24 protein-coding genes are annotated in these 22,679 nt (G+C 64.2%); 8 read left to right on the top strand and 16 right to left on the bottom strand.

Features of this window, described 5'->3' with window-relative positions; translation table 11 throughout:
* Positions 1 to 39: 39 nt before the first annotated feature.
* The gene (locus AB0N68_RS04675) at positions 40 to 888 is read left to right on the top strand and encodes an IclR family transcriptional regulator (protein ID WP_017201951.1); all 849 of its coding nucleotides are present in this window, start codon (positions 40 to 42) and stop codon (positions 886 to 888) included.
* A 143-nt stretch (positions 889 to 1,031) separates the two neighbouring features.
* Here AB0N68_RS04675 and AB0N68_RS04670 read toward each other — a convergent pair whose 3' ends face one another.
* The gene (locus AB0N68_RS04670) at positions 1,032 to 1,439 is read right to left on the bottom strand and encodes an arsenate-mycothiol transferase ArsC (RefSeq protein WP_017201950.1); all 408 of its coding nucleotides are present in this window, start codon (positions 1,437 to 1,439) and stop codon (positions 1,032 to 1,034) included.
* A gap of 91 nt (positions 1,440 to 1,530) precedes the next feature.
* Between AB0N68_RS04670 and trxB the strand changes: the two genes are divergently transcribed.
* Genes trxB through AB0N68_RS04645 form a run of 5 tightly spaced genes read left to right on the top strand, consistent with a single transcriptional unit; the run spans position 1,531 to position 5,350 of the window.
* Positions 1,531 to 2,505: a thioredoxin-disulfide reductase gene (gene trxB, locus AB0N68_RS04665; RefSeq protein ID WP_151460105.1), complete on the top strand. Its 975-nt coding sequence runs from the start codon at positions 1,531 to 1,533 to the stop codon at positions 2,503 to 2,505.
* Entirely contained in the window at positions 2,502 to 2,828 is a 327-nt protein-coding gene (gene trxA, locus AB0N68_RS04660) for a thioredoxin (RefSeq protein ID WP_017201948.1), read from the top strand. Before trxB ends, trxA begins: the two co-directional genes overlap by 4 nt.
* Positions 2,825 to 3,916, top strand: a complete 1,092-nt coding sequence (gene arsB / locus AB0N68_RS04655; protein ID WP_026049682.1) for an ACR3 family arsenite efflux transporter — start codon at positions 2,825 to 2,827, stop codon at positions 3,914 to 3,916. The genes trxA and arsB overlap by 4 nt, the downstream gene beginning before the upstream one ends.
* Positions 3,917 to 3,918: 2 nt before the next feature.
* Entirely contained in the window at positions 3,919 to 4,914 is a 996-nt protein-coding gene (locus AB0N68_RS04650) for a metalloregulator ArsR/SmtB family transcription factor (protein ID WP_017201946.1), read from the top strand.
* Between the two features lie 28 nt (positions 4,915 to 4,942).
* A complete protein-coding gene (locus AB0N68_RS04645; protein WP_017201945.1) occupies positions 4,943 to 5,350 on the top strand; it encodes an arsenate reductase ArsC in 408 nt (135 codons plus the stop codon).
* A gap of 194 nt (positions 5,351 to 5,544) precedes the next feature.
* Here the strand turns inward: AB0N68_RS04645 and AB0N68_RS04640 are convergent, their stop codons facing one another.
* The 14 genes from AB0N68_RS04640 to AB0N68_RS04575 form a co-directional block, all read right to left on the bottom strand.
* Positions 5,545 to 7,872: a zinc-ribbon domain-containing protein gene (locus tag AB0N68_RS04640; protein WP_192576810.1), complete on the bottom strand. Its 2,328-nt coding sequence runs from the start codon at positions 7,870 to 7,872 to the stop codon at positions 5,545 to 5,547.
* Positions 7,869 to 8,912, bottom strand: coding sequence for a TniB family NTP-binding protein (locus tag AB0N68_RS04635; protein WP_363332213.1), 1,044 nt, complete (start codon positions 8,910 to 8,912; stop codon positions 7,869 to 7,871). Before AB0N68_RS04635 ends, AB0N68_RS04640 begins: the two co-directional genes overlap by 4 nt.
* Positions 8,909 to 10,945 carry a TnsB C-terminal domain-containing protein gene (locus AB0N68_RS04630; RefSeq protein ID WP_029264081.1) on the bottom strand — a complete coding sequence of 679 codons (2,037 nt, stop codon included), beginning with the start codon at positions 10,943 to 10,945 and terminating at the stop codon, positions 8,909 to 8,911. The genes AB0N68_RS04635 and AB0N68_RS04630 overlap by 4 nt, the downstream gene beginning before the upstream one ends.
* The gene (locus AB0N68_RS04625; protein WP_164479518.1) at positions 10,935 to 11,759 is read right to left on the bottom strand and encodes a TnsA-like heteromeric transposase endonuclease subunit; all 825 of its coding nucleotides are present in this window, start codon (positions 11,757 to 11,759) and stop codon (positions 10,935 to 10,937) included. Before AB0N68_RS04625 ends, AB0N68_RS04630 begins: the two co-directional genes overlap by 11 nt.
* A 578-nt stretch (positions 11,760 to 12,337) precedes the next feature.
* Positions 12,338 to 12,544: a hypothetical protein gene (locus AB0N68_RS04620; protein ID WP_017201940.1), complete on the bottom strand. Its 207-nt coding sequence runs from the start codon at positions 12,542 to 12,544 to the stop codon at positions 12,338 to 12,340.
* 189 nt (positions 12,545 to 12,733) lie between these two features.
* Complete coding sequence (locus AB0N68_RS04615; protein WP_157547053.1) at positions 12,734 to 12,898, bottom strand: hypothetical protein; 165 nt, start codon at positions 12,896 to 12,898, stop codon at positions 12,734 to 12,736.
* Entirely contained in the window at positions 12,895 to 13,704 is an 810-nt protein-coding gene (locus AB0N68_RS04610; protein ID WP_029264083.1) for an RNA polymerase sigma factor, read from the bottom strand. Before AB0N68_RS04610 ends, AB0N68_RS04615 begins: the two co-directional genes overlap by 4 nt.
* Positions 13,705 to 14,028: 324 nt before the next feature.
* Complete coding sequence (locus AB0N68_RS04605) at positions 14,029 to 14,283, bottom strand: hypothetical protein (RefSeq protein WP_081859903.1); 255 nt, start codon at positions 14,281 to 14,283, stop codon at positions 14,029 to 14,031.
* Positions 14,284 to 14,703: 420 nt separating this feature from the next.
* Positions 14,704 to 15,549 (bottom strand): F510_1955 family glycosylhydrolase, encoded by an 846-nt coding sequence (locus tag AB0N68_RS04600; RefSeq protein ID WP_029264085.1) that lies wholly within the window; start codon positions 15,547 to 15,549, stop codon positions 14,704 to 14,706.
* Positions 15,550 to 15,693: 144 nt separating this feature from the next.
* The gene (locus AB0N68_RS04595; RefSeq protein ID WP_026049681.1) at positions 15,694 to 16,290 is read right to left on the bottom strand and encodes a DUF305 domain-containing protein; all 597 of its coding nucleotides are present in this window, start codon (positions 16,288 to 16,290) and stop codon (positions 15,694 to 15,696) included.
* Between the two features lie 86 nt (positions 16,291 to 16,376).
* On the bottom strand, positions 16,377 to 16,817 hold the full coding sequence (locus AB0N68_RS04590) for a DUF6153 family protein (RefSeq protein WP_363332208.1): 441 nt from the start codon (positions 16,815 to 16,817) through the stop codon (positions 16,377 to 16,379).
* Positions 16,818 to 16,864: 47 nt separating this feature from the next.
* Positions 16,865 to 19,012 carry a heavy metal translocating P-type ATPase gene (locus AB0N68_RS04585; protein WP_363332206.1) on the bottom strand — a complete coding sequence of 716 codons (2,148 nt, stop codon included), beginning with the start codon at positions 19,010 to 19,012 and terminating at the stop codon, positions 16,865 to 16,867.
* 55 nt (positions 19,013 to 19,067) lie between these two features.
* Positions 19,068 to 19,391: a heavy-metal-associated domain-containing protein gene (locus AB0N68_RS04580; RefSeq protein ID WP_017201932.1), complete on the bottom strand. Its 324-nt coding sequence runs from the start codon at positions 19,389 to 19,391 to the stop codon at positions 19,068 to 19,070.
* 32 nt (positions 19,392 to 19,423) lie between these two features.
* Entirely contained in the window at positions 19,424 to 19,705 is a 282-nt protein-coding gene (locus AB0N68_RS04575) for a metal-sensitive transcriptional regulator (protein WP_026049679.1), read from the bottom strand.
* A 161-nt stretch (positions 19,706 to 19,866) separates the two neighbouring features.
* Between AB0N68_RS04575 and AB0N68_RS04570 the strand changes: the two genes are divergently transcribed.
* A complete protein-coding gene (locus AB0N68_RS04570; RefSeq protein ID WP_017201930.1) occupies positions 19,867 to 20,433 on the top strand; it encodes a TlpA family protein disulfide reductase in 567 nt (188 codons plus the stop codon).
* On the top strand, positions 20,430 to 21,191 hold the full coding sequence (locus tag AB0N68_RS04565) for a cytochrome c biogenesis CcdA family protein (RefSeq protein ID WP_017201929.1): 762 nt from the start codon (positions 20,430 to 20,432) through the stop codon (positions 21,189 to 21,191). Before AB0N68_RS04570 ends, AB0N68_RS04565 begins: the two co-directional genes overlap by 4 nt.
* A 98-nt stretch (positions 21,192 to 21,289) precedes the next feature.
* Here AB0N68_RS04565 and AB0N68_RS04560 read toward each other — a convergent pair whose 3' ends face one another.
* Positions 21,290 to 22,645 carry a M23 family metallopeptidase gene (locus AB0N68_RS04560; protein ID WP_026049678.1) on the bottom strand — a complete coding sequence of 452 codons (1,356 nt, stop codon included), beginning with the start codon at positions 22,643 to 22,645 and terminating at the stop codon, positions 21,290 to 21,292.
* Positions 22,646 to 22,679: the final 34 nt, after the last annotated feature.

Below are 22,679 nucleotides of genomic sequence, written 5' to 3'. Positions count from 1 at the left end.
CGTTGTGTATATGGCAACCGCTGACGCTACACTCTTACCGTGACCACCACCTCCGGCGGCCCTCGCCGCAATTCCTCCGGCCTCGGACGCGACATCGAGATCCTCGAGCTGCTCGGCGGCGACGAGGCGTTGCGCTCCGGCGGACTCGGCGTCTCGCAGGTGGCACAGCTCACCGGGCGGGACAAGGCGGTCGTGTCACGCACACTCGCGACGCTCGCCGAGACCGGACTCGTCGAACGCGATGAGGAGTCGCTGCGCTACCTGCTCGGGCCGCGGCTATACGCCCTGGCGGCGCACACGGCCACGTCGACGCTCGTGCACGCCTCGCGCAGCATCCTGCGACGACTTGTGCAGTCCACGCGCGAGACGAGTCACCTGTGCGTGCTGCGCGGCGGCAACGTGCTTACGCTGCTTAGCGAGCTGAGCCCGCACGACGTGCGCACGACCGGCTGGGCGGGCACCACCACGGCCGCGTGGCGCACTCCCTCGGGTCGTGCGCTGCTGAGCGACTGGGACGAGGAGTCCCTCGCACGCTGGTATGACGACCACGGGCAGGATCAGCCCCTCGTCGGCCGTTTCGACCAGGCTGACCCCTCCGGATTCCCGGTTCTGGACTCTCCCCCGCCGGGCAACTCTCCGGTGACGGATCTCGCGAGCCTGCACACCGAACTCGGCCGTATCCGCGAGCAGGGCTACGCGCTATCGGACGAGGAGCTCGAGTTCGGGGTGGTGGCAGCCTCGGCGCCGATCATCGACTTCACGGGACGTATCGTCGCAGCCGTGAACGTAAGCGCCCCGAAGGCGCGAATCGGGCACCGCCTTGAGGCGCTTGGCGCGCTCGTCTCGCGAGCTGCGCGCGAGCTGTCGACGCGTCTAGGTATGGTCTGAACTCGCCGAAGGCGACGGCCGCGACGGCCAGAGGTATTGAGGTCGATGCAAGCCTGCCATGCTCTGAGGTGTACCGCCCAGGCGGGAGTGGTGATGAAGGTTGAGCGTGCCTGCGCTGCGAGGATCTTCCTTGAGGGGCCTGGCTACTCCAACAGTCGGGCTGCCAGTGCCCGCACCTTGAGATCGACCGAATCGCGCAGGTCACGAACCGAGTCGCTGTCCACGGACCAGTCCGCAGGGTCGGGGAACTCCCACTGCACGAGCTCGCCGGAGACCGGCCCGGGTAGTTCCAAGCCCGGCTTCATCAGCACCACCACATCAGCGTTCGCGAGGTCGTCCGGGGTGACACCGCGCGGTACTGCCGCTGATGTGTCGATGCCGAGGTCGTCGAGGGTCGCGGCGACCGCGGGGTTGATCGCGGCAGCGGGGTGCACTCCGGCGCTGTCTGCGATCAGTCGATCGCCAGCATGCCGGGCCAGCAGGTGCGCGCCCAGCTGCGAGCGTCCCGCATTGTGCGTACAGATGAACAGCACGGTCTGAGGGTCTGTCACGTCATCCTTCTCTCCTCCGGCGAGACACTCGCCGGATCGTTGGTATGACACCAGGCTTGCACGTTGCATTGATAAGTGTCAATATAGACGCATGTCGATTCAAGAGGTTGAGCTAGTCATCATCGGATCCGGGCCCGCCGGGTATACGGCTGCGGTGTATGCGGCGCGGGCGGGCCTTGCCCCTGTCGTGCTTGCCGGTTCCGTCACCGCCGGCGGTGCGCTCATGACAACCACCGAGGTGGAGAACTTCCCCGGTTTCGTCGACGGTGTCCAGGGTCCGGAGTTGATGGAGTCGATGCGCGCGCAGGCTGAGCGCTTCGGTGCCCGCATCCTTCTCGACGACGCTGTCGCGGTCGACCTGGCAGGGCCGGTGAAGACGGTGCGCACCGGATCGGGTGACACGTACCTGGCGCGTGCGGTGATCCTCGCCATGGGGTCCGCGTACCGCAAGATCGGACTGGCCGACGAAGAGCGTCTCACCGGCCACGGGGTCTCCTGGTGTGCGACCTGCGACGGCTTCTTCTTCCGCGACCAGGAGATCGTCGTGGTCGGCGGTGGCGATTCGGCGATGGAGGAAGCTCTGTTCCTCACCCGGTTCGCGTCGAAGGTCACCGTGGTGCACCGCCGCGACACGTTCCGCGCCTCACAGATCATGGCGCAGCGGGTGCTCGAGCACCCGAAGATCGACGTCGCCTGGAACAGCGAAGTGGCCGGCATCCTCGGGACGGACAAGGTCGAGGCGGTCACGCTGCGCGACACGGTCTCCGGGGCGGAGCGCGAACTCTCCGTCACTGGGGTCTTCGTCGCCATCGGGCACGACCCGCGCTCCGAGCTCGTCGCGGGCTCCGTCGACACCGACGCCGACGGGTATGTGCGGGTCGTCCACCCGTCCACCCGCACCACCCTCGACGGCGTCTTCGCCGCCGGCGACCTGGTCGATCACACCTACCGGCAGGCCATCACCGCAGCCGGTACGGGCTGCGCGGCCGCCCAGGACGCCCAGCACTACCTCGCGGCCCTCACGGACACCGCGCCCGCATTCGATGCCCAGGAGGTCCTCGCATGAGTTTCCCGATCGTGGTCACCGACGCCACATTCCAGAACGAAGTCACCGACTCCGAGATCCCCGTCGTGGTGGACATCTGGGCCACCTGGTGCGGTCCGTGTAAGCAGATCGCACCGCTTCTGAACCAGCTCGCCGTCGAGTACGACGGGCGGGTCAAGATCGTGAAGCTCGACGCCGACCAGAACCCGGCCACGGTGACCGCCATCGGCGTCACGTCGATCCCCACGCTGGTCTTCTACAACCAGGGTGCGCGCGTTGACATGCTCATCGGCGCCCACGCCAAGCCCGTAATCGCAGAGAAGATGGAGGCGCTCCTCGCATGAGCACCGCAACCGCACCCACCCCCACAACGACGACCCGCCGCCTGTCGACCCTTGACCGATGGTTGCCGCTGTGGATCGGACTGGCTATGGTCGCCGGAATCCTCGTCGGCCGCTTCATCCCTGGCGTCTCCGACCTCCTCGCACACATTGAGGTTGGCGGCATCTCTGTGCCGATCGCTCTCGGCCTGCTGGTGATGATGTACCCGGTCCTCGCGAAGGTCCGCTACGACAAAGTCGCCGCTGTCACCGGCGACAAGAAGCTACTCATCTCCTCACTCGCTCTGAACTGGGTCGTCGGACCGGCACTGATGTTCGCCCTCGCCTGGGCGTTCCTTCCGGATCTCCCCGAGTACCGCACCGGCCTCATCATCGTGGGCCTGGCCCGCTGCATCGCGATGGTCGTCATCTGGAACGATCTCGCCTGCGGCGATCGGGAAGCCGCCGCCGTCCTTGTCGCCATCAACTCCGTGTTCCAGGTCATCGCCTTCTCCCTGCTCGGTTGGTTCTACCTCACCGTGCTCCCCGGATGGCTCGGACTGGACTCGCAGGGACTGGAGATCTCGGTCTGGCAGATCGCCCTCAATGTCCTCGTCTTCCTCGGCATCCCCCTGATCGCCGGCTTCGCCTCCCGCCTGATCGGGGAGCGTGCGAAGGGCCGCGACTGGTACGAAGAGAAGTTCCTTCCCAAGATCGGACCGTGGGCGCTGTACGGCCTGCTGTTCACGATTGTGTTGCTGTTCGCCCTGCAGGGCGAGCAGGTCACCAACCGGCCGTGGGATGTGGCCCGTATCGCCCTCCCGCTGTTGGCGTACTTCGCCGTGATGTGGTTCATCGGACTGTTCACCGGGAAGGCGCTCGGGCTCGGATACGCCCGATCCTCCACGCTGGCGTTCACGGCCGCGGGCAACAACTTCGAACTCGCCATCGCCGTCGCCATCGGCACCTTCGGGGCCACCTCCGGTCAGGCCCTCGCCGGCGTCGTCGGCCCACTGATCGAGGTCCCCGTGCTCGTCGGACTCGTTTACGTCTCCCTGTGGGCGGCCCGACGCTGGTTCCACACCAACCCGTACACCGCTGAAAGGATGTAGCCATGAACGTCACACTGACGACCACCGGCGACACCTGCAGTCCCGTCGCCACCCACGCGATCGGCATCGACGCTGCCACCTCGGTCGCAGCGACGCTAAAAGCGCTGTCCGACCCGCTCAGGCTGCGCATGCTGTCGGCCATCGCCTCCGATCCCCGCGGAGAATCGTGCGTGTGCGACCTGGCCGAACTGGCCGACGTCTCCCAGCCCACCGTGTCGCACCACCTGAAAGTCCTCAAAGACGTGGATGTCCTCGTCTCCGAGCGGCGTGGCACCTGGGTCTGGTACCGCATCAACCCGAACCGCCGAGGCGCGGTCACCGCTCTCCTGGACTCGTTCGCACCTGCGACCGTGAGTGAGCCGTGGAGCGTTGAGCACACGGATGCGAGCACTCGACCCGACTTCGACGCGCGCGTGACTCATCTTGCCGATGAGCTCGCCGCCGAGATTCCGGAGGTTGACGCGGACGTGGTGCTCACCATCGTCCGCGAGTCGTACACGTCCCTTGCCCGCACTGCTCGCGTCACCTCTGCATTGATCCCCTTGACCGAGAGGTTCGCCCGGCAGCGCCTCGCTGACCTCACCAGAGACCGCGTCTCTTCCGTCCCGCAGGTGCTGTTTGTGTGCGTCGCGAACGCCGGACGCTCCCAGCTCGCCGCAGCACTCGTGAATCAGATCAGCGGCGGCAAGGTCGTTGCGCGCTCCGCAGGGTCGAATCCCGCGGACGTCATCCACCCCCATGTGCGATCATTGCTCACGGACATCGAAGGTGACATTGCCGCCGATCGGTATCCCAAGCCGCTCACCGACGACGCGGTGCGCGCGGCAGATGTGGTCGTCACGATGGGCTGCGGGGACGTTTGCCCGATCATCCCCGGCGTTCGGTACGACGACTGGGCGGTGGGTGACCCCGCTCTCGCGTCTCGCGAAGGCGTCGAAGCGATCCGTGACGATATCGCCGCACGCGTCCATGTTCTCGTCGACGACCTTCTCCGCTAACCCCTCTACCGCCCATTCAGGAGCAAACATGACTGACACCACCGTCAAGCCGTCCGTCCTCTTCGTCTGCGTTCACAATGCCGGACGGTCGCAGATGGCGGCCGGGTTCCTCCGCGAGATCGCTGGCGACCGTATCGAAGTGCGCTCGGCCGGGTCCATGCCTGCGGATCAGATCAACCCCACCGCCGTCGACGCGATGCAGGAACTTGGTATCGACATCACCGCCGAGCAGCCCAAGGTCCTCACCACCGAGGCGGTGCAGGCCTCTGACGTCGTGATCACCATGGGTTGTGGCGACGCCTGCCCGTTCTTCCCCGGAAAGCGCTACGAAGACTGGAAGCTCGACGACCCCGCTGGCCAGGGCATCGACGCCGTACGGCCCATCCGCGACGATATCCGTGGTCGCATCGAACAGCTGGTGAGCGAGCTCCTCTGAGAAGCGCACGCGCTCGACAATCCGCGACGCTGACGTGAACGGCGAGTCGGCAGTGCGACCTTGGTCAGGCCTTCAGCGCTTCTCGACTCGCTCGCGTTTGGGCGAGCAGCGAACACGTGAGCCTTTGTCCTTCGTGCTCGAGGGGGTCAGCATTGCCAAGTGCGAGCTCGATGGCGTTGGAACCTGGAGTGTCGCTATTTGCGGCATTCGGGGCAGCGGGCGTGAGGCCTGCGGGTTCTGGTCTGAACTCTCGATGGCCATGTATACCCGCAGGCACAGTGCCAGGTGACTTTTCTCCCCGATCCCACGGTGACCTCGGTGGGCGAGAGGGCGTTAGAGGAGTCCCACTGCGCTGCGAGATCGGGTCGCAGGGTTGCAAGGTCGGTCTCCCCTGGGATGGGTAGCTTTCCTGTGCAGTAAGGGCAGCCGCAGCCGGACGTCCGGTTTTTGACTGTCGCGGGCCACGAGTGATTGCGGTGGCAGATCCACGACACTTTCACGTGGGAGGAGACCGTGACCTGATTCGGTGAGCAGTCGTTGCTGGGATCCCATTGCGCGGCAATATCGGGTCTGCGTGTCGCGAGGTCAGTGGCTCCCGGGATAGCGACCCGGCCGGAGCATGACGGGCAGCCTGAGCCTGCGTGTCGGTTGGCGACGGTCGCTGGCCAGGTGTGGTTTTCTGCGCACCGCCATTGGGCTTCATAGGAACTACTGACGGTCACTTCGGACGGTGTCCGGTCGTTCGCTCCTGGGGTGCGGTCCCATTCCGAAGCCAAATGAGGATCGAGAGTCCCCAAGTCATTGAACCCCGCGAGGACGACGCGATTCGCACACACGGGGCATCCCGTCTTGTCCTTCGTGCGGCCCCAGACGGGGAGCTCCCATGTGTGACTCAGCGCGCAGCGCCATACTGCGGGGTAATCCGAGCCCGCGGTGACCTCACAAGCGGACTTGGAGTTGACGCGGTCCCATTGTTCGGCGAGATGAGGGTGAGTGGTGGCGAGGTCATTGAAACCGGCGAGGGTGCGTTGATTGGAGCAGTACGGGCACCCGTGTCCTGAGCAACGGTCACCGACAGCCGCGTCCCAGCTGTGGTCGCAGTGGCCGTGCCACCAGACGACACGGTCCGATCCGGGGGTGACTGTCTCCGGAGTGATGGAGCTGTCGTTGAGTTCGTGATCCCACTCTGCTGCGAGGCCGGGGTGAAGAGTGGCTAAATCTGTTTCACCCGGTATCGCCCGGCTACCGCTGCAATAGGGGCATTTGCTTTCTTGCGTGGTGCGGGAGCGCACCTGGGCGGGCCAGGTGTGCTCGTGAGCAGTACACCTCCAGTTGATTTTCCGGGCGGAGGTGGCGCTCACGTGATGGGGGTCCCCCCGGTTGGCTCCTGGGGTAGTGTCCCATTCCGCGGCGATGTCTGGCCGCAGGGTGCCGAGATCGGTGTGTCCCGGCCAGAAGTCCATGCCGATGCAATATTCGCAGTTGGTCTCGGCAGAGCCTCGCACGTGGGGGCTTGCTTCCCAGGAGTGCCCCTCCTCGCACAACCACCACGCTTTGTGAGAGACATCGACTCCGGACCAGGGGTCGCGGGTGGGCGGGTTGCGATCCCAGTCCCATTCGGAGATGGCTTTCGGGTGGCGGAGGATCCACAGCGGGTAGTTGGCGGTGGTGTCGAGGATGCGGGGGACGTCGACGGTGTCGAGGGCGGCTTCCAGGGGGCGGAATTTCGTGGGGATGGTGTGGCGGCGGAGGGGGCGGAGCCAGAGAATCACGCGTTCGACGAGGATGTCGCTGTTGGTGAGGCCCAACGTTGCGGTGATGTCGAGTCGTAGATCTGCCGCCGACTGAGTGCGCCATCGTGCGCAGTGTGCACGATTGGACAAGATCTGCAGAACGCGCACCGTCGCGCGGTACAGATGTGCGCGGCGATCGATCTCGCGTACCGCGCTCATCAAGCACGGATTCTGCCCGGTCTCTGCGTTCTGGGCGGAGAGCGTTTCGTTGTCGCGCACCATGGCCCACACTTGACCGTGCAGTTGTGTGGTGACCCGACCAGTGGCGACGAGTCGACGGAAGGAGAGTTCCGCGTTCCGAAGCGTGGGATCGAAGGGAACGATCACCTGGGTATCGGGTTCGGTTCCGGGACCGACCCACACCATCTGCCTCGGGTGTCGGAGACAGAAGTTTTCCCGATCGTGGGGAATTTGCTCGATCGTCTCCCCGGCACTGCATAGGCGGCACAGGAAGCGCTGCGGGTAGGCCCGTGTGGAGTCCGGTTGCGCTAGACGCTTCATGCGGAGGTAATGACCGGCTGGGCGCCCTGCCGTCGCCTCGACCGTCCGAGCGGCCGCTTCGTCGTCGATCCAGACGCGGTGGATGTTCGGTTGCGCTCGGCTGGTCAGTGCCCTCTCGGCGAAGTCGAACGGTACTCCTGCGGCGCGGCATTGCCGCTGCGCGTAGGAGCGTGGCGTCTCAAGATGATGCCACTTGGGTCGTTTCGCCCACGCCTGCGTGCTGATCATGCGGCGTCCACCAGGTCGTCCAGGGTGACGTTGTGTGTGTTGAGCGTGGTGCGCCGGAGAGTATCGAGAACCCCGAAGAGTCGCTCGCGGGTTACGGTCTCCGAGGTGCGCGATTCGTCGCGCAAGATGGACGCGACGAGGCGGTCCACGATCATCGCGAGAACGGCGAGTTTCCCGTCGGCGGCGTGGACTAGCGTGCCGGCGTTGCGGGTGAGAAGGCCGTGGGCGTGCCCGCATAGTGGTAGGAAGCTGTCGAAGGTGGCGACCCATTTGATCCATTGTTCGAAGTCCTCTTGGACGGCGGGGTCGATCTTGTCGAGTGTGACGAAGTCACATCGTGCGCTGACTTGCAGGCCGTCGCCCGTCTTGAATGCTTGGTCGAGATTGATTCCAACCAGGACGACGGTCGCACAAGACTCGTTCTGGAGGGCTTTGATGACACTGGAGGGTTCAGTCCCGCCGAGCTTGTGCGCTTCGTCAATCACGAGCAGCTTCGTGCCGTGACGGTGGAGGGCCTCGACGGCAAGCTTCCTCAGCCTGTCGGTGGCGATCTGTTTGGGGAGAACGATGGTGGGGGCGAGAAACTCCACGATCTGGGCAAGGAGAGCTTTTCCGGTCGAGTGTTCGGTCATCTCCACCCAGACGACCGGTGCGTCTCCGTCTCTGAGGTAGTCGGGGTGTTGGGCTGCGTGTCTGCGTTCTACGGATCGAGCCAACAGGAGAGCGAGCTCTGTCTTGCCGGAGAACATCGGCGCGGATATCATCAGCCCGCGCCGCGAGTTCTTCAGCCGAGGGTTGATCCGGATGAGGTCCTCCAGAATGCGAGCGCAGACCGCTTGCTCGCGTGTCTTCACCCTCAGCGTCAGCCGGAGAAAGTCTTCGCGAGCTTGGTCGTATAGCTCTCGAGCTTCACTGTCCAGATCTCTGTACTGACGGAAGGTGATCTTCGGCGGGGATGAGGGCTCGGCGTCGAATGCTTCTCGAAGCCCTGCAAGGCTGGTCTTGCGGTCATGGTGGAGGACGAGTGGGGTGATCTTCATGAATCAAGCTCCTCTGCTTGCGCGAGATCTATGTCGGGGGATGTCCAATCGATGGTGCTGATGTCGACGGGTTTGGCCCATTGCCGTAGTGGGATCGGTGTCGTTGTCGAGGGGCCTGGTTCACGTTGCGCTTCGACCTTGAGGCGCTGTTGCTCCCGTTTGTGCTGGGTGCGCTTCCGTTTGTCTCCTCGTTCGCGACTTTCGACGTGGTCGATCCACTCGCGGCGGCGGTCGGGATCGTCGATTGCGGCGTCGGGGTATCGGGCAAGGAGTTTCATGTCGATCTCGGCGACCATCGGTGCTGTCTTCTCCCGCAGAGCGATGTCCCAGCACTCGATCCACACACCGGTTTCTGGGTGACGCACCCAGACGGCATTGGCGTTGTAGGGGTCGAAGCTCACTGGGAATTTCCTGGCTTTCGCGGATCCCGGTTCAGCGCCCGTGAGGGAGCGATTGCGGAGATCTTCCAGGTGGGATGAGTCGTAGCGGCGATTGTGGAGTTCGATCCCTGCACGACCGATCATGCGCCGTTCCGTGGGCAAGAGCGCGAGGTACTCCTCAACTCCGAAAGGCACCGGGACGCCGGGTCCTACAGCGAACAGTTCGGTGTACATCTGATTCGGGGTGAAGATGCGCCCTGGGGAGCTCGTCGACTTCAAGCCACGGTGAGGCCTGTTCAGGTAGATGTTCGTTATCCAGCTGTCGAGGATGAGGCGAAGCGAATCCAGGGTGAGGGTGGGGTCGTCTTTGGCGGCCCGATGGGCGACGGAGTTCCCCACGAAACCGGCCAGCCATGCGGCGAAGTCTGTCGAGAGGGTGCCGAAGTTGCGCTCTACGTGTGGCTTTACCGTCGGCGTTCTGGAGGGGGCAAGTTCCCTGTGGATTCCGTACGCGCTGCAGGCATCTCTGAACGTGCGGGACCGAAAATCTGCTCCGCCGTCGATAGTGATCGATCGCGGGAAGATCCACGGGAGGGCCAGAGAATCGTCAGTGAGGTAGGGGTTCACCTGCTTCATCAGGTCAGAAGGCAACGTGGCTGATCCCGCGAGGGTGGCTGCTCCCGAACCAGGTACGGCTTTGCGCCCGATGACAGCCCGGGCGAGCAGGAGTGCATGGTCGAATCCGCCAGGGCTGTCCGCGTGAATCGCCCAAGCGAGCGGTACCCGGCTTGCGACATCGAGAAGCACGGTGAGTGTCGGCCGGAACTCACTGTTCTCATCCCAGACGAGAACGTCGAGTTTCGTTGAATCGATCTCGCATCGCTCCCCAAGTTGATAGGCAGCCCCGGAGTAGTACTGACGCTTGGGGCTGTTATCGGTGTTTCGCCGGGTGGTCGCTTTGTCGAAGCTGTAACGGCCGGCCGCCCGCTCGTTGATGTAGCCCTGGAGGGTGCGAGCCTTGATCTCGCATAGAGGATCGCCCGGGTAAGTGGTCTCGAGCTCTCGCCTCACCAAGACAGCGCACCGGCGTTTGCTGCTCGTCGACTTGTCCGTTTGGCGATCGAGGAATCGATCGATGATCGTCACCAGCCGTGCATCTGCCCGGCTGATGGAGAGTCGCTGCTCGCCCTTGCGATGCATGCGGGCATTCAGCCCGGCTGCACCGTCTTGCTGGTACGTCTTCCACAGGAGGTGAAAGGTGCTGCGCGCTCGCCCAAGTGACGTGCCTTTTAGCTCGAGCAGCTTCGCGTCAACGCGTGCGTTCTGAGTTGTCAGCGCAGGGTCGTATTGTGCCCGAGAAGCGGAGGCCAACGGATCCATCGGCCTGCCCGTGAACGCCTCAAGGAGATGGGCTTCCATATCGCATACGTCGGTCGGCCATGCATCCCCGTCCGGTCGAAGAGATACGCTGCGATCCCGTTGGGCTGTTCCGGCCTGGAGCAGGAACTCGTCTACGGACATGATCAGGTGTCGATCGGGCGCGTGTTCAGAGCGGAGCTTCACCTCCAGGCCAGGAATGATGTGGACCCAGACCCAGCTCTCGCCGTCAATCTCGAAAGAGTCTCCGAGCTTCAGTTTGCGTTCATCGGACACTGATCGCGTCCGTTCTCTCCCGATGTGCGGTAGTCAGTAGCGTGTTGCTATTGAATACGGACGACAAGTCGAGCGCGAGAAGTCTGCGCCAGGCGAGGTTGTCAACCCATGCGCACGCTAGAAGCGGGCAATCTGGAGACGCCAGCTCACACAACTCCCGGCGTGTTTTGCCCTGAGTAGCTGCGTCGAGGATCTTGTCCTCGATGTCCGCCGACGGCCTGCAACGGTCATGACGCGACGCCGACAACCATTCGACCACGCGAGTCGCATGGACGCTGTGACCGGAGAGCACCTCGTAGTGCCAGCCGAGCGTTGCCGACAGCCGTGCGGTTTCATCGAACTGCAGTTGCACGGACTCGTCGATGCGTTCCTTCGGCTTCACATCTCGGACGGCGTAGGAGCCGTCCGACATCTGCAACAAGAAATCCGGCACGTGCCAATGACCGGCCATCGGTGAGCGGACGCCGAACACCACGCCAAACGGCTGCGACCACACCCTTTCGACCTGTCCGGCAAAATCGAGCCACATCAACTCGTCGCGCTCGAACTGAGACTCACACCACACGTGGCTGCGGGTGCGACTCCAGAAGTACTCAGATCCTGTGAAGAAGTGGCTGGCGCCCTTCGATACTCGAACCTTCATGGGGTCGATGACAGACCAATCCAAACGGCCGAGACTTCGGTCGACCGGTGCGAACGAGGTGTTGTTCGCATAGCCAGTCTCCGAACGATGATCACGCGGCACCCAGTGCAGCTCCGACTCTTTCGAGAACCGTCGACGAGCGATCATCCGTGCGATCTCAGCTGGCTTCATCATCACTCCCGGAGGGAGGCGGAGTGCCGGTAGGCACATCTTCGTCGCCTGCGCCCAGGATCAGCCCGGTCGGCTTCGACGGGCTTCCGACACACCGGCGCGGACCGGATATCGTTCGATCTGATCTCGAGTGGCCCGACGTGAAGCGAGAACCGCATCGTTGGTCGCCCGATGTCACTCGGGACTCCACCGGCTTCCGTCGCAAGGTCTAGGCAACGCAAGGCCAGACTTGAACGAACGAGGGGAAAGCTCCCCCACTAGCCTTCGGGTGAACAGTACTCGCCGCCGGCTTCCGGTGAACATTGCCGGCTCCGGCGCTGCGGCAGACATTGAGATGCCGGTCGGCGTTGCCGTCCCGGGCGCTCACGCCTTGGCGTCCGCGGAGACCGTTGCGGACCCCGACCTCGTGAGACTGACCATCCCGCTCCCCCAGTGCAGGACCCGTCCCGCACGAGATGCTCGACGGGAACCTCGTCATCGACAAGGTGAACTACTGACCGCCACCGACGGGGTTCTGGAGGCCCTCGACTTACACAACGAGGGCCTGCACGTGTGCACGTGCAGGCCCTCAGGTTCGATTAGACGCGCTGGCTGATCGTGCCGCCCGGGTTGCGGTTGGCGGTCGATTCGGTGACGAACCGGCCCGACGACGCGGAGCGGTGCACCGTGGTCGAGTTGCTCGTGCCGGAACCGACACGTTCGGTGGTGGTCTTTCCGGGCCAGCGGGCCGCAGCGGCCTTGGAGACGAAACGACCGGTGGATGCAGAGCGACGAACGGTTCCCATGGGAACTCCTTCACTGATTGGTGCCGGGGTGCCATGAGATGGAGCGCCGCTAGTCTGCGGCTGCCAACTCCGGTACAGTCAGTGCTCTGGATGAGACCTGACCTTCTCAGGGCTTGTGAGCCGTCCCGTTACCGCGGGGCGGCTCTTTTCCGTTGTGATCCCGACATCTCGGTATATGTCCGCCGCTGGTCACTTCCCCTCGCGGCCTCTCAACTGCTTCGATTGAGTCTTGCCCGTCATCGATCGCGAGACGAGCGACTGCGCTTTGTTGGCGGAAACGGTTCGGCGTGCCGCCTTCGCGTTCTGGGTCCCGAAGGACGAGCGCTCGATCTTGCCTCGAAATTCACTGCTCATGCGGACTCCCGGTTCTGTCGTACTTGCTGACGTGCGCGCGCGATCGCCGACTCCACCGCTTTCGCGGTCATGCCAAGCTTCTCGCCGATCTCCGCGTGCGTGAAGCCATGCGTCACGTTCAGATAAAAGGCTGAGCGGACACGCTCGTCCTTGATGCTCCCGAATGCACGACGCAGCTCGTCCTTGATGTGCGCCGCCTCGCTCGCGTCGGGAGCAGCCGACGTCGACGGACCCTCCTCGAAGTCGTCGGCCCAGGCCGCTGCGGGCGGCGGAGCCTGCGGCTCCGCATATGAACGCAGCTCTTCTCGACGCCAACGCTTGTAGACGTTGCTGAACTGCAGAAGGCACTGGCCCACGAAGAACGTGCGCAGGGAAGCTCCCTTGGCGGGGTCCCACTTGCCCGGGACGAGCACCTTGTCTCGGAACGCGGTGAGGGCGAGCACGATCGTCTCATCCGCCAGGCTCTCGGCCTCTTCGATCATCGAGCCCGGGCGGGGCTCAGGCTCCAGTGCGCCGAAGCCTTTTCGCTTCACCTCGCCACGAATCTGCCCTTTGTAGATCCACCCGCGGATGACAGCCCACCCGTACTTCGCGATCTCATTCGCGAACAGATCGTAGTTCCGGCCACGGTATCCGCTGGCCTGGAGTGCGGTCGCGAGTTCGCGGTCTCCAGCGAGCCGGTCGAAACGTTCCTCGGCGCGATCGCGGTCTGCCTCGGCCAGCCAGGCCTGATCCGTTGCCCACGCGATGAGAGTAGGAACGCCATCGGGGGACGAATGCCCTTCGGGCTCGTCGTTACCGGTCATAGCGTTCCCTCACGATCCTGGTCAGCTCATAGTCACCACGATCCCTCATATGTCCGACATTGCAGACTTCCCCTCGCCTCTCGCAAGAAAATGTTGAGCAACCTCACGGTTCGGTGCCGCCCGCCGTACACGATCGTTTGCGGCGTGGTTTCGCATTCGGTTCTACTGGTGGTGCCGCAAGCGAGGCCTCGGACCCATCTCCGCTTTCCAAAATCTCCCGCTGAAGACGCGAGTGAGCACAGCAGGAGGGAGCGTGCAGCAGACGACCCGCCGAAAACGATCGTTTCCGGCGAGTTCGCGTCGCCCGTCATCGTGCGCCCGCCGTTAACGTTCGCCGGTATCTGCTTTCGGCAGACGTTTCCGGCGTTCAGGTAGCGGGTCTCGCTCGTCGTCCGCCGATGCGAGTTGGCGAGGATGGTTTCGTTCCGCGCGGAGTTGTTGCTCGATCTTGGCGTGTGCTTTTCGTTCGTTGCGGTCGGCTCTGATGATGGACCGCAGGACGAACCAGAATGCTGCGACGACGGCGATCGTGGGGATGACGGACCAAAAGGCGTTGGTCCAGTAGTCATTGAGATTCATCCGCGCCTCCCGGGGGTTCACGCAGCACGAGCGCCAGTCCGACGATCGCGAGGATGAACGCTGTTTCGTAGCTTCCGAGCGTGTATGCCCAGAGTGACCGTTGGTCTGGAACGGTTGTGTCGATGAGGAGATGAGTTGCGATCAGTGCGACGGCGGCCAGGAGAAGGAAGGCCCCGATACGTACGAGGCGATCGTGACACCGCTGTGGGGACATGTGGCTGGTGCGCGTGGGAACGTGTGCTCGTGGACGGTGCCGAGCTGGGTGCAGGTGGCGGGTCATCTGAATATGGCTCCGATGAGGTAGAAGCTCGCAAGGGCGAGAAGCAGGGCGAGGACTGTGGCGCACGCGATGAAGACGGATATGCGTCGGAAGGGATTGCGGCGGGGGACCATGGGTGGCCGTTCTGGTGGTGGCGTTCTCTACCGGGCGGGGGCGAGGATGGTTGTGTCGTCGGCTGTGATCTGGACGATGCCGCGGTCGTCGACAACGATGAAGCGTTCGTCATCGATCGCGGTGAAGGCCTGAGCGGCCCCTTGAAGCGGGTCGAGGCGTTGCCATGTTCCTTCGGTGTTCTGTGACCAGAGGGCACCGTCGGTTCCGACTCCTGCGAGCGAGCCATTGGGTTTGGCGTCGAGTGTGTAGAGCAGCGGGGCGTCGGCGACGGGGGTGAAGGTGGCGCCGTTGTCGGTGCTGAGGAGCAGTCCTTCTTCCGCGGCGGCGTAGAGACCGTCGCCGGTGGCGGCGAGGTCTGCCGCGGCAAGTGTTGCGCCGCGGGTCCATTCGAGACCGTCGTCAGTGCTGATGAGCAGATCGACGCCATCGGAGGCGATCCCGTAGAGAGTGCCGTCTGGTCCGGCGGTGAGGACATGGAAGTCCGTACTGCCAGTGAGGGCGATCGGTGACCACGATTCGCCGAAGTCGTCACTACGAATGACACCTAGGTTCGGGGAGCCGAGCTCTGCGGGTGTCTGTGTGCCCGGGTGACCGGATGCGAAGAGGGCGTCGTCGAGGACGGTAAAGCCCATCGCATCGAAATCGTGGCCTCCGATGGGACCGGCGATCGCACCTTCAGGAGTGAGGGTGAAGAGTCCTCCGTGGGTGGCTATGAAGAGGTCCTCACCGCGGGGGTCAGCGGCAACACCGTGAATGTGTTGGATAACGGGGGGGACCGCGTTGGTGCCGGAGGCCTGCGGCACGGCGCAGCCGGTGAGGGCGACGGCTGCGAGAGCGATCGCGAAAGCGGGTAGGGGCGAGTGGCGGTTCATGAGACTCCGACGTGAAGAAATGCATGCAGGTGCGCGAGCGGTACGCGAATGAGAGTCGCGACATGGCACCAGCGCGGTGGCGTGGGTTACTGCGAGAAGGCCAGTTCGGGGGTGCGGGCGAGCGCCGCACCCCCGGAACGTAGATCAGAGTGTGTCGAGGAGGTCTTTCATCGTGGCGATCTCCGTGGTCTGTGCCTCGATGATCGTCTCGGCCAGGGCGACCGCGTCACTGTTCTGGCCGTTGTCGACTTCGTCTTGGGCCATTTCGACGGCACCCTGGTGGTGCTCGATCATCTGCTCGAGGAACAGACGGCTGGCGTCCGCCCCGGTGGCATCTTCGAGGGCCTGCATGTCGTCGTCGGACATCATGCCGCCGCCGTGGTCCATGCCTTCCATGTTGGAGGTATCAGCGCCCCACTCTTCGAGCCACTGCTCCATCTTCTGGATTTCGGGGCCCTGCGCTGCCTTGATCTCTTCCGCGAGGGCGGCGACGCGCTCGTTGACGCCGTCCTTGCTGAGGAGCATGTCAGACATCTCGATGGCCTGAGCGTGGTGCTCCTTCATCATGCTGGCGAACATGATGTCGGCGTCATTGGCGTCCGCCGACGCCGGGGCGGAGCTGCTGCTCTCGTGATTCATGCCGGGCATATCGCCTCCGCCGGAGGTGTTTCCAGCGCAGCCGGCAAGGGCGAGCACAGCAGTGAGAGTGAGTGCGGCGGTCGCCGCAAAACGGGTCTTCATGATGGTTCTCTCCAAGAGTCGATGATGGTGCCCAGCGAGACAGGCTGGGCGAGGGGGCGTTGCCCATAGAACGGGCATGCCAGCCATCAGGTGCGACTGATGCAGAGAACGGTGAGAGACGGCGGCCGCAGCGGGTACAGCGCGCCGCGAAGCGCAAAACGTGAAAGGAGCGGACCAGGGGTTTCGGTGAGTGAGCGCCACCAGGCGGGCGGCCGGGTGACCAGCACTACGGCGATGAGGAGCGCGAGAACGCAGGCCATCCACGACATGCCGTGATCGTCAGAGCACGTCGCACAGCCCGTCTCATCCATCGCTGCAGCTTCGCCTGAGGCGTGTGCGAGGTGAGCGTCGGCATGCGCGGGTGCGACCGCGATGGTTTCGCTGTGCCCGGAGGGCATGGTGTGCGTGTTCATCGAGTGCATCGCCAGAAGCCCGAAGATCACGGAAAAGGCGACGGCGACGACGGTCAGCAGGGTGCGGGTGAGGGTGCGCTGGTCATGCACGCGCCGTGCGATCGTCGTCAACACTGTCCCACCTCCCTTTCTTCCAGGGTACGTCGCCGCCGCCCATGCGCCTACTTGTCGACGACGGCGTCCGGGCTGAGGTTCAGCCGTCGCAGCAACTGCGCATTCAGCGCGACAACGATCGTGGATAGTGACATCAACACTGCACCGACCGACATCGGCAACACGAACCCGACGGGGGCGAGCGCACCGGCAGCCAACGGCACCGAGAGAAGGTTGTACCCGGCGGCCCACCAGAGGTTCTGTTTCATCTTCCGGTAACTGGCCCGCGACAGCTCAATCACGGAGATCACCGACCGGGGGTCGTCGCTGGCGAGGATGACCCCCGCAGACGCGATTGCGACATCGGTTCCCGCCCCGATCGCAATACCGACGTCCGCCTGCGCCAGCGCGGGGGCATCGTTCACCCCGTCACCAACCATGGCGACCTTTCGACCTTCGCCCTGAAGCTCTTTCACCTTCGACGCTTTGTCCTCGGGGCGTACCCCGGCGAAGTACCGGTCGATGCCGAGTTCGCCCGCCACGGAGGCGGCGACCGCGTCCGCATCACCGGTGATCATGACCACCTGCACACTGCTCTCATGGAGCGCGTCGACCGCATGGCGCGACTCCGAGCGGATCTCATCCGCCAGACGCAGCGCGCCCACAACCTGACCGTGGACGAGCACGTGAAGGATGATCGCACCCTCGTTCCGCCACTCGTCAGCAACGGGCAGCTCCTGCGCATTCTCCTGCTCGAGCATGTACGGGCCACCGACCTGCACGACACGTCCGTCAACGCGGGCACGCACCCCGACAGCGGGGGATGACTCGAAGTCGGTTGAGCGTGGAACGGTGAGCGTCTTCTCTTTTGCCGCGTTGACGATCGCGCGGGCGAGGGGGTGCTCGGAGTCTGCTTCCGCCGCGGCCGCCCACGCCAACAGCTGATCGGCGTCGGTCCCCGTGACGGGGTTGATGGCGGTCACCGCGGGGGTGCCCTTGGTGAGCGTGCCCGTCTTGTCGAACAGAACAGTGTCGACGGTGCGCATGCTCTCCAGCGCGAGACGATCCTTGATGAGCACGCCCCCGCGGGCGGCGCGCTCGGTCGCGATCGACACGACCAGCGGGATCGCCAGGCCCAGCGCGTGCGGGCAGGCGATCACCAGCACCGTGATGGTGCGGATGACGGCGGCGTCGGGTAGGCCAACAACCGTCCAGACGATCGCGGTGATCGCTGCGGCGCCGAGCGCGAACCAGAACAGCCACCCTGCGGCCTTGTCCGCGAGCCGCTGCGCCCGAGACGACGAACTCTGCGCCTCGGTGACCAGCTTCTGAATCCCCGCGAGAGCGGTGTCCTCACCGATGGCCGTGATCTCCACCCGCACTCCGGAATCCGTGGCGACGGTACCGGCAATGACCGGGTCGCCATCGCTGCGGCGCACCGGCCGGGATTCTCCGGTGATCATCGACTCGTCCATGCTGGCCGATCCCTGAACGATGCGCCCATCGGCGGGGACCCGCCCGCCCGGACGCACGACCACGACATCGCCTACCTGCAAGTCCGAGGGCGCGACCGTTACGGTCGTATCGCCGTCGACCTTTTCTGCCTCGTCAGGCAGCAACGCCGCTAAGGAATCCAAGGCCGATGTCGTCTGCGCGAGCGAGCGCATCTCGATCCAGTGACCAAGCAGCATGATCACGATCAGCAGCGCCAGCTCCCACCAGAAATCCAACTCGTGGTGCAGCATGCCGAGGCTCGCACCCCAGGACGCCAGGAATGCCACGGTGATCGCAAGGGCGATCAGCAGCATCATCCCGGGCTTGCGTGCACGGAGCTCGCTCACGGCACCCGTGAGGAACGGGGCCCCGCCCCACACATACATCACGGTCCCGAGAACCGGGGACACCCAACCCACCCACGCGGCGTCGGGCAATGGGTACCCGAGCAGCATCGAGAACATCATCGAGAACCCAACCACAGGGGCCGCGAGGACCAGCATGATCCAGAACAACCGCCGGAACTGACCGACATGATCGCCGTGACCGCCGTGACCGCCGTGACCGCCGTGACCGCCGTGACCGCCGCGGCTCGTGTGACCAGCGTGCTCTGGGGGAGCACCGTGGTCGTGGCTCATCGCCGTGTGGTCATGCTCCGTTGTCGGCACGCTGCCGTGATCCTGATGCGCAGTGTGTTCGTGGTGCTGGTCATGCTGGCTCATCGGAAACTCCTTGCTCGGATGCACCCGGATCAGCCGGGCGCAAACGGATAGCGACTCAGATCGGGGAGGTCGCGAGGGTGTAGCCGGCCTCTTCAACCGCAGCCCGTACAGCCGTGGGATCGATAGGGGCGGCGCTGTGGACAATCACGCGGGATGCCCCGCCGGCATTCAGGTCGACCGTGACACCGTCGACACCATCGATGGCGTTCAGCTCATCGCTGACGCTGGAGGCGCAATGCGAGCATGTCATCCCCGCAACCAAGATCTCGGCCGAGACCGGGGCCGCGACAGGCGCGGATGCGTCAACGGATGAAGGGGCAGCGCAGCATGCGCACCCCGCATTCGCGTCCTTCAAGCCGAGTTCGATGCGATCAGTCATGATGTGCTCCTTCGAGTAGACAGACGTAGTAGTTATGAACGGACGAGACGAGCGATCGCTTCGTTGGCCTCGCGGACCTTCGCCGCAGCCACCTCGCCTCCCTCAGCACTTGCCTGAGCGACACAATGAGCGAGATGGTCACTGAGTAGCGACAACGCCACCGTCTCGAGGGCCTTCGTCGCCGCAGACACCTGCGTCAAGATATCGATGCAGTACTTGTCCTCATCAACCATTCGTGCGATACCTCGCACCTGACCCTCTACCCGGCTCAACCGCTTACGCAGATCAGCCTTGTTGCTCTCGTAGCCGTTCACTCCCAAAAAGATACCCCCTAGGGGTATATAACACAATGCATGCGAGTCTATTCCCGGTCGGGAAGTGTCCGAGGCAAAGGTGACGCATAGGTGATCTGTGTAAGGTTCGAAATATGCGTCGAAGACCCCGCTTTCGTGCCGTTCGTGGCGCGGTCGGGGCCATGCTCGCTGTGTCCGTGATCGGTCTGAGCGGGTGTGCGCCGGATCCGGTCAGCGATTCCTTCCTCAAGGGTGAGAACACCGGGTATGTGGCCGCTGGCGGCGCGATCGTCGAGATCCCGATCGACGAGCGGAGCGAACCGGTCGACTTCAGCGGCATCACTGAAACTGGTGATGATTTCGACAGCGCAGACAACGCCGGCAAGGTCACGGTGGTGAACTTCTGGTACGCCGGGTGCGCGCCGTGCCGCATCGAGGCGAAGGATCTCGAAAGCGTCTGGCAAGAATACGGCGGCGAGGATGTAGCTTTCATCGGCATCAATACCCGCGACCAGGCCGACACTGCCCAGGCTTTCTCTCACGAGTTCGGCATCACCTACCCGAGCCTGATCGACGTGAACACGGCCGAGGCGAAACTCGCTTTCTCCGAGGTCGTGCCGATCCAGGCGACACCGACGACTCTCGTGCTCGACAGGCAGGGCCGTGTCGCCGCCCGCATCATCGGACCCATCGACGGCACCTCGATCCTCTCGACGCTCGTCAAGGACGCTCTGGCGGAGACACCGTGAACGCCGACACCATCATCGGGTCCGGTGCGCTCTGGCTCGCAGTCCCCGTCGCGATGCTCGCTGGCCTCGTGTCGTTCTTGTCGCCCTGCGTGCTCCCGCTGGTCCCCGGCTACCTCGGCTTCCTTGGCGGGGTGGTCGCGCCGGACTCGAAGGGTCGCGCGACGAACGCAGTCGCGCCCCAGCGCCGTCAGCTCGTAGTCGGCGTACTGCTGTTCATCCTCGGCTTCAGCGTCGTCTTCGTTCTCATCACCGCGCTGGGCGGCACGGCCGGCGTGTTCTTCCTACGCTGGGGCGACCTGGTCACACGCATCCTCGGAGTCGTCATCATCCTGATGGGGCTCGTCTTTCTCGGGTTGTTCAATTTCGCCCAGCGGGAGGTCCGCTTCCACGTCGGCTCCCGGGCCGGAATCGCAGGGGCGCCGCTACTTGGAGTGGCACTTGGTATCGGCTGGGCACCGTGCATGGGTCCGACGCTTGCCGCGATCATCGCGCTTTCGTTCAATGCTGGCGACCCTGTCCGTGCCGGCTTCCTCGGCCTCGCGTATTCGCTCGGCCTCGGCATCCCGTTCCTGTTGGTCGCATTCGGGTTCGGTTGGGCGGCGAAGACGGTCGAGTTCCTCCGTCGTCACATCCGGGTGGTGAACGTATGCGGAGGCATACTGCTGATCGTCCTCGGAATCCTGATGGTGACAGGGCTGTGGACCGACATCATGTCGCGGCTGACGGCGGTGATGGGTAGCGTCATTCTCCCTCTCTGAGATCCCTAGCAAGGATGTCGCGAGTGACGACTGGAGCAGCCCTCTCTACCCAACTGGTCATTGTGGGTGGCGCCACTTCGTGCTCCCATGTCGGAGCCTTAGATATAGACGCCGCGGTCTTCCATGAATCGGACGGGGTTGGTGTAACCACCATTGATGTAGACCTCGAAATGCAGATGGCAACCGAAGGAGCGTCCAGTGTCACCCGCGTAAGCGATGACCTGGCCCGAATTGACCCATTGCCCCCTGCCAACGAGGATGCCACTGGGTTTGATGTGCGCGTACCCGGTGCTGACGCCCCCGCCGTGTTGGATGCGGACGTAATTGCCGTAGTTGCCGTTCGCGCCGGCGTAGTCCACTGTTCCGGAGTTGGCGGCGTAGATCGCCGCTCCGCAGCCATTGGCCATGTCCGCGCCGTAGTGGTAGCTCGAGGAGCAGCCCTGCGAACCGCAGATCGGGGTCCGCGGGCCGTAGCTTGAACTTCGGCCGCCCCCGTGGGGCCGGACCCAACCGCCGCTACCGGCAGAGCCTCCGCCGCCGCCGTTGCCGCCACCGTTGGCTGCCGCTTCCGCGGCTTCGCGTTCGCGACGGGCGCGCTCTTCGGCCTCGCGCGCGGCCACACCCGACTGGTAACCAGCGACAGTCTGCGTGGTGGTGTCTTTCAGCGCGGCGAGCTGCGCCTGCATCGTCTCGAGGTTCGCGGCTTGCTCGTCGAGCGCGGCCTGTGCGGCGTCGGCCGCTTCTTGTGCCGCAATCATCTTCTGCTCTGCGACCTGCTGCAGGCGGTCTCGTTCGTCGCGGGCAACCTTCGCCTGATCGGTCAGCGATTGGGCGGTGTTGCGCGCCGAGATTGCGCCATCGTAGACCGACCGGTTGTACTCGAGAAGCTTGTCCATGGTGCCCAGGCGTGACAGGAGCTCATCGGCGTTGGCCGCGGAACCGGAGAAGAACAGTTGCAGTGCTGAATCATCTCCACCGTTGCGATACAGCTGTGCCGCAACTTGACCGGCCCTGCGCGCAGAGGTTTCGGCAATCGCTGATTGTTCGTCCGCCTGCGCCTGCAGGCTCTGAGCTTCCGTGATCGCAGCGAAGTACTCCTGCTGCGCTGCATAGAACTCGTCGGAGGCTGTATCGGCAGCAACCTGAGTCTCAGCGACCTTCCGCGTCAAGGACTGGATCAGCCCTTCGATTCGGGTGATCTCGGCAGCCTTGGCAGCTTCGTTGTTCTTGGCGCGTTGCACATCGTCCCAACTCGGGTACGACGCAGCGTACGCCGCTGAGTCGCCGGAGCCGATGCCGAGTGCAGCGAATGCAGCGACACCGAGCGCGCCGAGCCCGAAAGCGCCACGTCGAGTAACACTCAGCTTCCAGAACGAGTCGCGTTCGGCGGGCGTGGGTGCACAACCGCATTCTTCAGCCGCCTCCGTAGCCGCAGAGACGAGTCGTCCGTTCACTGTGCCCTCTCCTCGAGCTCGGCTTCGTGGATTC

This window comes from Microbacterium meiriae (assembly GCF_040685015.1).
Classification (GTDB): domain Bacteria; phylum Actinomycetota; class Actinomycetes; order Actinomycetales; family Microbacteriaceae; genus Microbacterium; species Microbacterium meiriae.
This window is presented reverse-complemented; position numbering and strand designations above follow the sequence as displayed.